Origin of the sequence: Nitrosomonas sp. PY1, from assembly GCF_022836435.1 — a bacterium.
In the GTDB taxonomy this organism is placed as follows: domain Bacteria; phylum Pseudomonadota; class Gammaproteobacteria; order Burkholderiales; family Nitrosomonadaceae; genus Nitrosomonas.
Genome location: NZ_BQXC01000001.1, coordinates 1,280,462 through 1,294,401 on the forward strand (window position 1 = coordinate 1,280,462; position 13,940 = coordinate 1,294,401).

A 13,940-nucleotide genomic window follows, 5' to 3' on the forward strand; every position below is an offset into this window, starting at 1 on the left:
TCAAGTTTTTAATGCCCGGATGTCGTTCTCACCATCAATAAGCTATAATCACGAGCTTTTATCTAATTCGCCTAACTAAATCGTGTTGCAAGGAATCAAAGTCGCATGCGTGCGCGGTGATCGAGAACTCTTTAGGGATATTGATTTTTCTCTTGAAACGGGTGGCTTATTGCAAGTACATGGCCCTAACGGTAGTGGGAAGACAAGTTTGCTACGTATGATATGTGGATTATTATCTCCCGCTTCAGGCAGAATTTGCTGGAATGGCGCCTCTATCGAAACTTTAAATGAAGAGTATTTTGCTTGCACTACCTATATCGGTCATTTAGGCGGTGTAAAAGATGATTTAACAGTAATCGAGAATTTATGCATCACGAGTGCAATGGCTGGATCTGAAATCAACTTTGATGACGCAACTAAAGCACTTGATACTATCGGTCTAAGCGGTCGTGAGCATTTACCGGTTAAAGTATTATCGCAAGGTCAACGGAGGCGAGTTGCTTTGGCGCGCTTATTGGTATGCAATACGGCATTATGGATTTTGGATGAGCCATTTGTAGCTTTGGATGTGGTTGCAGTTCAACTGCTCAGAGAAATATTAGAGCGACACCTGCAACAAGATGGCATGGTGGTAATGACGACACACCAGGAGATTGATATTAACGCATCATCGATTACTCAATTACAATTATCTTGATGCTATGTTTTTGTGGATTATAAAAAGAGATCTTTTGCTAGCAGTTCGCCGGCGATCTGATGTGCTGGTCACGTTATTTTTTTTTGTTATTGTTGTGAGTTTGTTTCCGCTGAGTGTCGGGCCGGAAATGAATTTACTAAGAACCATGGCTCCTGGAGTCGTTTGGGTAGCAGCGTTATTGGCTTCGATGTTGTCATTGAATCGAATGTTTTCTAGTGACTATCAGGATGGCACATTGGAACAAATGCTAATATCTCCACAATCATTATCACTTCTGGTGTTAGGAAAAACTTTAGCGCATTGGTTAGTAACGGGATTGCCATTGGTATTGATGGCGCCAGTGCTTGGCATACAATATGATTTGCCGAGTGATGCATTGTTCGTTCTGGTAATTTCGTTGTTAATTGGAACTCCAGTATTAAGCTTGATTGGTGCAATTGGCGCTGCACTGACATTAGGACTTAGAGGTGGCGGGGTGCTGGTCTCATTATTAGTATTACCTTTATATATTCCGATACTGATTTTCGGCTCTGGCGCGGTTGAAGCCAATATGGCTGGTGTTGATTTTGCCGCACACTTATCATTAATTGGTGCATTTTTTTTAGTATCGCTGGTTTTTGCACCATGGGTGACGGCATGGTCTTTGCGCGTATCGTTAGAATAATTTTTGTTTTTGTAAATCGTCTATCAAATATGACATATACTGTCGTATCAATTTTCTTTGCAAATAGAAAGCAATTTTTCATTGCTTATTTTTAGTATAGAATCACAGGTTAAGAAAAATAATCATAATGAGTAAAGCTATTTTATTGAGTTGTACTCATTTTATAAAAAATTCAAACTAGCGCGATTTACTGTTTTATTTTATGGCAATTAATTGGTTTAAATACTCCTCTCCCGCAAGTTTTTATGTCTTAGCAGGAAAAATGGTTCCTCTGTTTTCAGTGATGGCAATTATCTTGCTGATAATAGGGCTGTATGTTGGATTTTTTGTTGCTCCGACAGATTTTCAGCAAGGCGAGGCTTATCGGATTATTTTTATCCATGTACCCGCTGCGTGGATGTCTATGTTTCTTTATGTGGTAATGGCTTGTTGGGCAGGTTTTGGTCTGGCTTTTAACACGCGACTTTCTTCTATGATGGCTACAGCAATCGCTCCAACTGGTGCAATGTTTACTTTTCTTGCACTTTGGACAGGATCACTGTGGGGCAAGCCAATGTGGGGGACTTGGTGGGTGTGGGATGCGCGTCTAACTTCGGAATTGATTTTATTATTTTTATATATCGGTTTTATGTCGCTACAGGCTGCAATTGATGACCCACGCCGTGCTGACAAGGCAGGTGCGATTATCGCATTGGTGGGAGTGGTGAATATTCCGATTATCTATTTTTCGGTACAGTGGTGGAATACCTTGCACCAAGGCGCCTCAGTCAGTATTAACCAAGCACCAGCGATGGCATCAACGATGTTGACTGGGATGCTTATTATGGTATTTGCCAGTTGGATGTATTCCATTGCGGTAATATTAAAGCGCGTCCGTATTATCATTCTTGAACGAGAAAGTCACACGGCCTGGGTAGCTGAACTACAAAAGGAGGGAGTGGCGTAATGAATTGGTCTGGCTTATCAGAATTTCTCTCTATGGGGGGATATGGATTTTATGTCTGGGGCTCTTATGCAATGACACTAATTTGTGTTGCGGGTGAAATTCTGCTGATTTCAAATCGCCGTCGAACTTTGGAAAAACAATACGGTCACACCAGTGGCCTAGATCAAAAAAGAGATATAAATGAAACCACGTCATAAGAAATTGGCAATGATCGTCGCAGGTGTAACTGCGTTAGGTATTGCTTCTGTTTTGGTACTCAATGCATTTCAAAGTAATTTGGTTTTTTTCTTTAGCCCTACTCAAGTTGCTGCGAAAGAGGCTCCTATTGGAAAAAGCTTTAGGATCGGTGGGCTGGTAACAGAAGGAAGCGTGCAACGCGAAGGTATGAGTACTACAGTACATTTTTCTGTCACTGATACTAGTCACACTATTCCCGTTGTATATACAGGGATACTTCCTGATCTGTTTAAAGAAGGAAAAGGCGTTGTGGCACAGGGAAAAATGTCAGATAAAGGAGTTTTTCAGGCTGATGAAGTATTAGCCAAGCATGATGAAAACTACATGCCACCCGAAGCCGCAGAGGCTCTGGAGAAAGCAGCAAAGGCACAGAAAGCATCATTATCTGAATAGGTTTAATATTATATTTATTCTATATAAAATAGAAAGCATATAATATATTTGTTTTAATTAATTTGTTTCATAGATTAATCAACAAAACAAAAGTACAACCTCAAAGTTGCATTCAGAAGAATCGTCATTAACTCTACTATAACATAAGCTTATTATGATTCCAGAAATTGGTAATTTTTGTTTAATCCTGGCGCTTCTCTTGGCGCTTACTCAAGGGACATTGCCCCTCATTGGTGCGGCACGCGGCATTTCATCCTGGATGGCAATTGCTCGACCTGTTGTACAAGGGCAGTTTGTTTTTATTTTTTTGGCTTTCTCATGTTTAGCCTATTCTTTTGTGACTAGTGATTTTTCAGTCATGAATGTGGCGAGGAATTCAAATACGGAGCTGCCTTTCCATTTTCGACTAGCTGCTACTTGGGGTTCTCATGAAGGATCGCTATTACTATGGGTACTAATGTTAGCTACCTGGTCAGTCGCAGTAAGCGTGTTTAGTAAGCAATTGCCCGACGATATTGTGGCTCGTGTTATTGGTGTTTTAGGCTTGGTCAGCGTAGGTTTTCTAGCATTTTTGTTATTTACTTCTAATCCGTTTGATCGCTTATTACCGGCAGCTCCGGAAGGCAGCGATTTGAATCCGTTATTACAAGATGTCGGTATGGTTGTACATCCTCCGATGCTATATATGGGGTATGTTGGATTCTCGGTTGCATTTGCATTTGCTATCGCGGCGCTATTGAGTGGAAGATTAGATGCGGCTTGGGCGCGATGGTCACGGCCTTGGACAATTGTGGCTTGGGTTTTTCTGACCGTCGGTATTATGATGGGCAGTTGGTGGGCCTACTATGAACTAGGTTGGGGGGGATGGTGGTTTTGGGATCCGGTAGAAAATGCATCATTCATGCCATGGCTTGTTGGTACCGCGTTATTACATTCATTAGCGGTAACCGAGAAGCGAGGAAGCTTTAAAAGTTGGACTGTATTATTAGCGATTTGTGCTTTTGGGCTAAGCTTGTTGGGCACATTTCTAGTTCGCTCAGGCGTACTAACTTCAGTGCATGCTTTTGCCACAGATCCTGCGCGCGGCATCTTTATTTTGGTATTTTTAGTGGTTGTTATTAGCGCGTCATTGATATTGTTTGCGTGGCGCGCACCCAAAGTTGGAATGGGTGGTAAGTTTGACTTATTGTCACGTGAATCGTTATTACTGGCGAATAACCTGTTGCTTTTAGTAGCGGCAGGTAGTGTTTTGTTGGGTACATTGTACCCATTGATTATTGATGCTCTGGGGTTGGGAAAATTATCAGTTGGTCCTCCTTATTTTGAGGCGGTATTTGTTCCTGTTATGACACCCGCGATTTTTCTGATCGGTGTTGGTCCGATTGCTCGTTGGAAGCAAATGAGCCTACCTACTTTAGCCATTCGATTACGTTGGGCGTTTGCTGTAAGTGTTGTTTCTGCGTTGATCACTCCCTATCTCATGGGTGAATGGAAACCGCTTGTCAGTTTCGGTATGCTGCTAGCATTTTGGATAATTGTATGTGTAGCGGTTAATTTAAAGCATCGCGTAAGTAATAGCGGTTCAGGTAGTATTTTTTCTAAGCTGATTCGTCAGTCCAGAAGTTATTATGGAATGCATTTTGCGCACTTGGGTGTGGCCGTTTTCATTATCGGTGTAACGCTGGTAAATGGTTATGAAACCGAAAAAGATGTTCGAATGGAAATTGGAAGCAAAGTCACAGTAGGGGAATACACTTTCCAGTTCAATGGTGTTAGTAATGTTCCAGGACCTAACTATAAATCAGTCATGGGAGATATCACTGTACTCAAGGGAGATCAAGTTTATCGTACATTGAACCCCGAAAAACGTACCTATAATGCATCGGGAATGGCGATGACGGAAGCCGCAATTGATACAGGGCTATTTCGTGATTTATACGTAGCTATGGGCGAGCCCCTTGAAAACAACGCATGGGTGGTACGCGTTTATCATAAACCTTTTGTAGATTGGATTTGGCTTGGATGTATGTTGATGGCTTTGGGTGGGATTTTATCCATTACAGATCGACGTTATCGTTTAAAAATTAGTAAAAAAGATCCTGTTGTTGTTAAAGATGGTGTTGATACTAAAAATCTGAAACCTTCTGCGGATACGCCTGTACCAACGACTGCTACTACACGTACTACATTAGCAACGGAGCATCAGGAATTATGATGCGGTATTTGATCCCGTTATTTGCTTTCATGGTATTAGCAGCTTTTTTGCTGGTCGGGTTAACATTGAATCCGCGTCAAGTACCTTCTCCATTAATTGACAAACCAGCGCCAGTATTTCAATTAAATCAATTGCATGATCCAGATAAAACTCTTTCATCAACAGATAACCTGGGGAAAGTTTGGTTATTGAACGTATGGGCCTCTTGGTGCGTTTCTTGCCGTGATGAGCATCCCTTATTAGTAGAATTATCAAAATCTGGTATTGTGCCTATCTATGGCCTTAATTACAAAGATGAGCGCACTACAGCAATGCAATGGTTAAAACGATATGGCGATCCTTATGCTGTAAGTATTGTCGATGCGGATGGAAAAGTTGGTATCGATTTTGGCGTGTATGGTGTTCCTGAAACTTATATTATTGATAAAAAGGGGATCATTAGACATAAACAGATTGGTCCGGTGACAGCTGATTCTTTAGAAAAAACAATCATTCCCTTAATTATTGAATTACAAAAACAAGCTTAGCGAGGGGATATGATTCAAGATAATCGTTTTCTTTTTTTTAAAGTATTCCAGCCGTATCTCATTACGATATTGCTGATGTTTACGTTAGTAGTATTAATGTTGATATCTGCGCCTAGTTGGTCAAAAGAAGCTATACCTGTAGCAGAAGACCCAGAAATCGAAAAGAGAATGCTAGCTATTACAGTAGACCTACGTTGCCTCGTTTGTCAGAATGAATCAATTGCAGATTCACGTGCAGATTTTTCCAACGATATGCGTCGTGAGATTAGGCAAAAAATCAAAGAAAACAAAAGTGACCAAGAAATTATTCAATTTCTAGTTGATCGCTATGGAGATTTCGTGCTCTACAATCCTCCGATTAAACCAACTACAATGCTTCTATGGTTTGGTCCTATCTTGTTATTTGTAATAGGGCTTATTTCGCTTTTGACTTATTTGAAGCGCCGACGAGAACAAATTGAAGAAGTTTCACTATCTGAAGCAGAACAAAAAAAAGCTGAAGCATTGCTCGGTGAGAAAAAAAGGTAAATTGCATGACAACGTCGTTTTGGGTTATTTCAGGTGTTTTTATTGTTGTTGCACTGTTATTTGTTGTGCCAACTTTATTAAGAAACAGAGATGGTAAGCAAAGTAATTTTGAACATGATACGTTAAATATTTCTGTTTACCGTGATCAACTAGCAGAATTAGACAGGGATTTACAGAACGATATCCTTACGCAAGAACAATACGATAAAAGTAAGCAAGAGCTTCAGCAACGAATGTTGCAAGATGTTCCTGATGACAAAACTGTTTTTATTAAAAAGAGCAGTAAGCTGCAGAATATAGCCACAGTCGTCATTATTGTAACGGCTTTACCTTTGGCCGCAGTTTCTATTTATCTTGCTGTTGGAGATACTCGAGGTTTATTACCTCAGGATCAATTGGCAAAGGTTACGCAACCTCACTCTGGAAATGAGAATGCTCTTGGGCATGATAACTTTGCTTCAGTTCTAGAAAATTTAATTGCTCGACTTGAGAAGAATCCCGGAGATATAGAAGGTTGGGTGATGCTTGGGCGTACCTATGCCATTATGGGGCAGTATAATGAAGCCAGTAAAACATATGAAAAATTAAATGACATTATTCCTAATAATCCGCAGATATTAAGTGATTATGCGGATGTTTTGGCTATGACTAATCAAGGAAATTTACAAGGCAAACCGACCGAACTTGTCTATGCAGCATTGGCGATCGATCCAGCATATCCCAAAGCATTAGCTTTGGCTGGAACGGCGGAATTCGAACAAAGCAAATATACACAGGCAGTCGTTCACTGGGAGAAATTACTTGATGCGATTCCTGCTGATTCGCAATTGGCTAAATCAGTCAAGGATAGTATTCAGCAAGCGAGATCGCTAGCAACTGGCAATGATCTGGAATCTCCAATTAAACATCTGGCACAAGCTGATGCGGCTCAGCAAGTTAAAACGGATACCCCTCCAATGATTGCTCAACAATCTCAGCCACAAGAACAGAAACCTGACCAAATATCGACGGGTATTTCCGGGCAAGTAACACTAAGTGGTGAATTGGTGGGTAAGGCGACACCAAATGATACTTTGTTCATCTATGCTCGTGCTAAAACTGGACCTAAAATGCCACTGGCCATTTTGCGCTTGAAGGTAAGTGACCTTCCAGCGACTTTCACTTTAACGGACGAAATGGCGATGATGCCTGCAATGAAAATATCCAGTTTTCCCGAGGTAGTGATTGAGGCAAGAATTTCTAAATCTGGACAAGCAGTCACATCGAGTGGTGATCTGCAAGGTTTCAGCGATCCAGTAAAAATCGGTACGAGTGGTATAGCTATCGTCATTAATAAACAAGTTCCATAGAGTAATTTTCTAAATAGATAACATTTAATTCATGATAGCGATCGACTCTGTTGTCAGTAATTTTGAATTACCTTCCACTAGTGATAAAAATTTTTCCTTAGCAGAAAATTTAGGGAAAATTATAGTAATTTATTTTTATCCCAAGGATGATACGCCGGGATGTACAACGGAAGGGCAAGACTTCCGCGATCACTGGAGAGATTTTATCGAAAGAAATTGCGTAATTGTTGGAGTTTCTCGTGATAGTATAAAATCGCATGAGCACTTTAAAGAGAAAATGCAATTTCCATTTGAGCTTCTAAGTGATGTTGATGAAGTGGTTTGTCAGCAATTTGGTGTCATGAAATTAAAGAACATGTACGGGAAACAAGTGCGTGGCATCGAACGCAGCACATTCGTCATTGATGCGGAAGGTAAGTTAAGAAAGGAATGGCGCGGTGTCAAAGTGCCCGGTCATGTAGAAGAAGTTCTGAATTTTGTGACGGAGCACTATAATAGCCTTGTGATTAATTAATAGGAAAAATGTACCTCACGACAGTTATATCGTAACTGTTCCATCACTCAAATCTGGTATGTACCATCTGCAAGAAATCTACTATTTCTGTCGCAATTCTTAATTCTACATTCTTCACGATCTCCTATCGGAAGCCTCGGTTTTATAACGATGATGATGTATCAATTCCATTTAAGAGATCTCTGCATAACTGCGTAAATTGGTTGGATTAATGAGAGAAGTATGCAAATGACAGTGTTACACGCCATTTTGGTAGAAAGTGAAGTTTTTTCCCTTTTTTAGAAGAATTTTCCTCCCTTATGCGATATCTGGACGGATTGCTCCCCTTAATGGCTGATCTACGGATGCGGCGGATTGCATCGTACTCCAAGAAACTCATATCATTGTAAACTTAAGTGATGCTTGAAATTATTGTATTCTTCACCACATAGGCATAAATCATTTTCGAAGGAGTTTTTTTTCATGCGTTTTGATAAATTAACGACCAAATTCCAGCAAGCGTTTTCTGATGCACAAAGCATCGCTGTAGGGCAGGACAATCCAACGATTGAGCCACAACATTTGTTATTGGCGCTATTGCAACAAGAAGATGGTAATACGGTGTCGTTACTGCAGCGCTCAGGTGTTAATACAACGGCTTTATTGGAGAATTTGCGGCAACAAGTGCAACGCTTACCCAAGGTAGAAAGCTCAGCGGGTGAGGTCACTATTTCTCGTGGTTTAAATAACTTATTGAATTTGTCTGACAAGGAGGCGCAAAAACAAAACGATCAATTTATTGCTTCGGAAATGTTTTTGTTGGCTGCACTTCAGGATAAAGGTGAGATCAGCGCATTGCTCAAGCAGTATGGTGCAAGCTATACAGCGCTTTCGCAAGCAATTAATACGGTTCGTGGCGGTGAGAAAGTTAATAGTGCGGAAGGTGAGAGTAATCGTGAAGCATTAAAGAAGTACACATTAGATCTCACGGAACGCGCGCGACAAGGCAAATTGGATCCGGTCATTGGTCGAGATGATGAAATCCGGCGCTCCATTCAAGTATTGCAACGTCGCACCAAAAATAATCCAGTACTAATTGGTGAACCGGGTGTTGGTAAGACTGCCATTGTGGAGGGGTTAGCACAACGTATTGTTAATGGAGAGGTGCCGGAAAGCTTAAAAGACAAACGCGTATTGAGTTTAGATATGGCAGCATTACTAGCCGGGGCAAAATATCGCGGAGAATTTGAAGAGCGCCTTAAATCGGTACTAAAAGAATTAACGCAAGATGAAGGCAGGACAATCGTTTTCATCGATGAGCTACATATCATGGTAGGTGCCGGCAAAGCTGATGGCGCAATGGATGCCGGAAATATGTTGAAACCCGCATTGGCACGGGGGGAGTTACATTGCATTGGTGCCACTACTTTGGATGAGTATCGCAAATATATTGAGAAAGATGCGGCATTAGAACGCCGTTTCCAAAAAGTGTTGGTCGGAGAACCCAGCGTAGAAGCGACCATTGCAATTTTACGGGGCTTGCAGGAAAAGTATGAAGTCCACCACGGTGTCGATATTACTGATCCGGCTATTGTAGCCGCAGCTGAATTGTCCAATCGCTATATTACCGATCGGTTTTTGCCAGATAAAGCGATTGATTTAATCGATGAAGCGGCTGCGCGTATCCGTATGGAAATTGATTCGAAACCTGAAACACTGGATAAACTTGATCGTCGGTTGATACAGTTGAAGATAGAGCGTGAAGCTGTCAAGAAAGAAAAGGACGAAGCCTCGCAAAAACGATTACAGCTCTTAGAAGATGAAATTACGAAAAAAGAGCGTGAATATGCGGATCTTGCTGAAATATGGAAAACTGAGAAATTTCAAGTACACGGTTCCCAGCAAATCAAAGAGGAAATGGAAAAAATCAAATTGGAAATTGATGCTGCCACTCGTAAAGGTGACTGGCAGAAAGTTTCCGAGTTGCAATATGGTCGCCTTCCTCAACTCGAAGCACAACTACAACAACCAGTTGATTCCAAAGTAGAGAAAACAGGAAAGCCTAGGCTGTTGCGTACACAAGTGGATGCTGAAGAAATTGCAGAAGTAGTATCACGAGCAACAGGTATTCCCGTTTCCAAAATGATGCAAGGTGAGCGTGAGAAATTGCTACTGATGGAACAAAAATTACATGATCGGGTAGTGGGTCAAGATGAAGCCGTGCGCCTTGTTTCCGATGCGATTCGGCGGTCACGAGCAGGTTTGTCGGATCCTAACCGTCCTTATGGTTCTTTCTTGTTTTTGGGTCCAACAGGAGTAGGCAAGACAGAGCTTTGCAAAGCACTTGCGGGATTCTTGTTTGATTCGGAAGATCATTTGGTGCGTATTGATATGTCTGAATTTATGGAGAAGCATTCGGTCGCTCGTTTGATAGGTGCACCGCCAGGCTATGTTGGTTATGAAGAAGGCGGTTATTTAACCGAAATTGTTCGCCGAAAACCGTATTCTGTAATTCTTTTAGATGAAGTTGAGAAAGCACACCCGGATGTTTTCAATGTTTTGCTACAAGTTTTGGATGACGGTCGCATGACTGATGGGCAAGGCAGAACTGTGGACTTCAAAAATACAGTCATTGTGATGACTTCAAATCTTGGGTCGCAAATGATTCAAGAAATGTCCGGCAAAGACTATTCAATAATCAAACAGGCGGTGATGGAAGATGTGAAAACCTATTTTCGCCCAGAATTCATCAACCGTATTGATGAGGTTATAGTATTTCATGCGTTGGATCAGAAGCATATTCAATCTATAGCAAAAATACAACTCCAGTATCTTGAAGCACGCCTAGCAAAATTGGAGATGAAGCTTGATGTCAGTGATGCTGCATTGGCAGCTATTGCACAAGTTGGTTTTGATCCGGTATTTGGTGCCCGTCCTTTGAAGCGTGCAATTCAGGCTCAGATTGAGAATCCACTGGCAAAAGAAATTTTATTAGGACGCTTTGTTGCAAAAGATACAATCAAAGTTGCGTATGATCATAATCAAATGATTTTCTCTAAGGCCAGCATTTGATGCATTGTTGACGTTTATATCCGATGGCTTGTAGTATGGTGATATTCGTAAAAAATAACTCGTAATGACTATTGTGAACTGCTGAATATTTAGTAACAGTTTCTGCAGTATCTCAAGATTCGGGTAAAATAGAGTTTTTTCACTGGATTTGATTGTTATGCTTAAAGGCAGTCTGGTTGCTATCGTAACCCCCATGCACGAAAATGGCGAACTTGACTTAGACAGTTTTCGTTCGCTGCTCGATTTTCATATTGCACAAGGTACTGATGGTGTTGTAGTAGTAGGCACAACCGGAGAATCACCGACAGTCGATTTCAAGGAGCATTACTTGTTGTTGCGAACCGCAGTGGAACATGTTGCAAAACGCATGTCCGTCATTGCTGGTACAGGCGCTAATTCTACTCGTGAAGCGATTGATTTATCGCTATATGCTAAAGAAGTCGGTGTGGATGCTTGCTTATCGGTAGCACCATACTATAACAAGCCTACTCAAAATGGTTTGTATCAACATTTTAGAACGATTGCAGAGGCTGTTGATATTCCGCATATCTTATACAATGTTCCTGGTAGAACAGTAGCAGATATTAGCAATGATACCGCTCTGCGGTTAGCTGAAGTTCCCAACATTATCGGCATTAAAGATGCCACCGGCGATATTGGACGTGGTTCTGATTTATTACGTCGATCGCCAAAAGATTTCCTTATTTTCAGCGGTGATGATGCCAGTGGATTAGCATTATTATTGCTTGGTGGACACGGTGTGATTTCGGTTACTGCCAATGTGGCACCTAAAAAAATGCATGAAATGTGTGTTGCCGCAGCAAGTGGCGATCTAGTAACCGCACGACTATTGAATAATCAATTACTTCGATTACATACCGATTTATTTATAGAAGCGAATCCGATTCCCGTTAAATGGGTTGTTGAACAAATGGGATTGATCCGTTCTGGCATTCGGCTTCCACTAACTCCCTTATCTAAGCAATATCATTCACTGTTATGGGAAGCCATGCAGCTTGCTAATATCCAAGTTTAAGGGGGAATAGTGTTAAAAATGAAGTGGCGGAGAATGTCGAGGCCTCTATTAGGGGTAGCATTTATTTTTTCAGTTACAGGTTGTAATTCATTTCAATTATTTCCAGAAACTAAAACGATTGACTATAAATCTGCCGGAAAAGTACCGCCACTCGATATACCACCCGATTTGATTAAGCCAGCAATTGATGATCGTTATGCTATTCCGGAACTCGATGCACCCACCAGCACTACTTTTTCCAGTTATCAAAATGACCGAAGCAATCCTTTTCCAGGCGGCGTCAAAACACCCATGTCGCCTACTTCAGTCGAAAGTGTATACATCGAGCGCGCCGGAACGCAGCGTTGGCTTGTGGTTCCCCAATCACCTGAAGCAGTATGGCCAGTTATTAAAGAATTTTGGCAAGAGCTTGGTTTTCTGATTAAAGTAGAAAGCCCGGAAACAGGTATTATGGAAACTGACTGGGCTGAGAATCGAGCCAAAATTCCACAAGATTTTATTCGTAATATATTTTCTACCTTCTTGGATAGTATTTATTCCGCCGGGGAGCGCGATAAATATCGTACTCGTTTAGAGAGAAATGAAGCCGGGCTGACGGAAATTTATATCAGTCATCGAGGTATGACGGAAGTCGTAGAGGGGGGTAATTTACAACGTACGATTTGGCAGCCACGTCCTGCTGATCCTGATTTGGAAGCGGAAATGTTGTCTCGTCTAATGCTTCGCTTTGGTGTTAGGGAAGAAAAAGCCAAATTGGAATTAGCGTCCAGTCAAGGTATTTCGGACCAACGTGCTTATATCGATCAATCGGCAGGTAATAAACTGGTGATTAATGAAGCGTTTGATCGTTCATGGCGTAGAGTCGGTTTGGCATTGGATCGTATCGGTTTTACTGTTGAAGACCGGAATCGCGCGGAAGGAATCTATTATGTGCGTTATGTTAATCCAGAGAAGGACAGCAAAAAAGAAGGTGACGGTAAAGGCATTTTATCGAATCTGATGTTTTGGCTTAACGAAGATTCATCAGACGGCAAAGCGATCAGGTACCGTATACAATTGAATGACACAAGTTTTAACAGGAGTGAGGTTGGTTTGCTCAATGATGACGGTACTGCAGTGGATTCAGCAACGTCGGGGAGAATTCTTAGATTATTGTATGAGCAATTGAGATAAAGTAGTTTTAACGAATATTTACCACTGTACCCTTTGTGATCCATCGACTTAATTGATCAATCTGCTGATTAGTTAATGCAATACAACCATTCGTCCAGTTATAGCTATGATGAATCTCTGGGTTTCCCTTGCCAATACCATGAATACCGATATGCCCACCTAGCGGGGTATTTTGGGGAGGTACTTTCCCCATCATTTTTGCATCCAAGATGGCTAACCAATTTTCGTAGCTGATCTTGTTTTCCAGGTATGCTTGTTTGGCATTCTCTAGGTTCGGGTAATCCAAACCAAAGAATCGATGGAAGCGGCTTTTCTCGTTAACCCAACCGATCTTAAATGTACCGAGTGGTGTCTTGTCATCTTTGGTAATTTTAGTTCGAGTTGTACCATAACGGCCAATGGATACATTCTGGAATACCACCTGAATCTTCTTTCCTTGCATGACCGATAGGGTATGCTCTTGAGTATCGATATCAATCCAAATGGCATCGTTCGCTTGGAGAGAGTTGGATACAACTATTAAACCGAGTATTCCTATCAGCAGCAGCGTTGAAGAATTACACAATCTAAGTCGTTTCATCGTTTGGTTCATATGCAAAATTTCAAATCA

The 13,940-nt window shown here is 41.3% G+C and carries 14 protein-coding genes; 13 read left to right on the forward strand and 1 reads right to left on the reverse strand.

From position 1 onward, the window contains the following. Positions 1-82 precede the first annotated feature (82 nt). From ccmA to bamC, 13 genes are all read left to right on the forward strand, one after another. The gene (gene ccmA / locus W03_RS06065) at positions 83-697 is read left to right on the forward strand and encodes a cytochrome c biogenesis heme-transporting ATPase CcmA (RefSeq protein WP_244072122.1); all 615 of its coding nucleotides are present in this window, start codon (positions 83-85) and stop codon (positions 695-697) included. Between the two features lie 4 nt (positions 698-701). After that, entirely contained in the window at positions 702-1,361 is a 660-nt protein-coding gene (gene ccmB, locus W03_RS06070) for a heme exporter protein CcmB (RefSeq protein ID WP_244072123.1), read from the forward strand. Between the two features lie 202 nt (positions 1,362-1,563). Further along, the gene (ccmC, locus tag W03_RS06075) at positions 1,564-2,307 is read left to right on the forward strand and encodes a heme ABC transporter permease CcmC (RefSeq protein WP_244072124.1); all 744 of its coding nucleotides are present in this window, start codon (positions 1,564-1,566) and stop codon (positions 2,305-2,307) included. Then, on the forward strand, positions 2,307-2,504 hold the full coding sequence (gene ccmD, locus W03_RS06080; RefSeq protein ID WP_244072125.1) for a heme exporter protein CcmD: 198 nt from the start codon (positions 2,307-2,309) through the stop codon (positions 2,502-2,504). Before ccmC ends, ccmD begins: the two co-directional genes overlap by 1 nt. Continuing rightward, positions 2,488-2,937 carry a cytochrome c maturation protein CcmE gene (ccmE, locus tag W03_RS06085; RefSeq protein ID WP_244072126.1) on the forward strand — a complete coding sequence of 150 codons (450 nt, stop codon included), beginning with the start codon at positions 2,488-2,490 and terminating at the stop codon, positions 2,935-2,937. The genes ccmD and ccmE overlap by 17 nt, the downstream gene beginning before the upstream one ends. A gap of 154 nt (positions 2,938-3,091) precedes the next feature. Then, a complete protein-coding gene (locus tag W03_RS06090; protein ID WP_244072127.1) occupies positions 3,092-5,152 on the forward strand; it encodes a heme lyase CcmF/NrfE family subunit in 2,061 nt (686 codons plus the stop codon). After that, positions 5,149-5,679 (forward strand): DsbE family thiol:disulfide interchange protein, encoded by a 531-nt coding sequence (locus tag W03_RS06095; protein ID WP_244072128.1) that lies wholly within the window; start codon positions 5,149-5,151, stop codon positions 5,677-5,679. Before W03_RS06090 ends, W03_RS06095 begins: the two co-directional genes overlap by 4 nt. A gap of 9 nt (positions 5,680-5,688) precedes the next feature. Next, positions 5,689-6,207: a cytochrome c-type biogenesis protein gene (locus tag W03_RS06100; protein ID WP_244072129.1), complete on the forward strand. Its 519-nt coding sequence runs from the start codon at positions 5,689-5,691 to the stop codon at positions 6,205-6,207. A 5-nt stretch (positions 6,208-6,212) separates the two neighbouring features. Next, entirely contained in the window at positions 6,213-7,556 is a 1,344-nt protein-coding gene (ccmI, locus tag W03_RS06105; protein WP_244072130.1) for a c-type cytochrome biogenesis protein CcmI, read from the forward strand. A gap of 31 nt (positions 7,557-7,587) precedes the next feature. Then, positions 7,588-8,070 carry a peroxiredoxin gene (locus tag W03_RS06110; RefSeq protein WP_244072131.1) on the forward strand — a complete coding sequence of 161 codons (483 nt, stop codon included), beginning with the start codon at positions 7,588-7,590 and terminating at the stop codon, positions 8,068-8,070. Between the two features lie 462 nt (positions 8,071-8,532). Further along, on the forward strand, positions 8,533-11,121 hold the full coding sequence (gene clpB, locus W03_RS06115) for an ATP-dependent chaperone ClpB (RefSeq protein WP_244072132.1): 2,589 nt from the start codon (positions 8,533-8,535) through the stop codon (positions 11,119-11,121). A 157-nt stretch (positions 11,122-11,278) separates the two neighbouring features. Next, positions 11,279-12,157: a 4-hydroxy-tetrahydrodipicolinate synthase gene (dapA, locus tag W03_RS06120; protein ID WP_244072133.1), complete on the forward strand. Its 879-nt coding sequence runs from the start codon at positions 11,279-11,281 to the stop codon at positions 12,155-12,157. A gap of 33 nt (positions 12,158-12,190) precedes the next feature. Next, entirely contained in the window at positions 12,191-13,330 is a 1,140-nt protein-coding gene (bamC, locus tag W03_RS06125; RefSeq protein ID WP_244072134.1) for an outer membrane protein assembly factor BamC, read from the forward strand. Between the two features lie 7 nt (positions 13,331-13,337). Here bamC and W03_RS06130 read toward each other — a convergent pair whose 3' ends face one another. Next, positions 13,338-13,910 (reverse strand): L,D-transpeptidase, encoded by a 573-nt coding sequence (locus W03_RS06130; RefSeq protein WP_244072135.1) that lies wholly within the window; start codon positions 13,908-13,910, stop codon positions 13,338-13,340. Between the last annotated feature and the right edge of the window lie 30 nt (positions 13,911-13,940).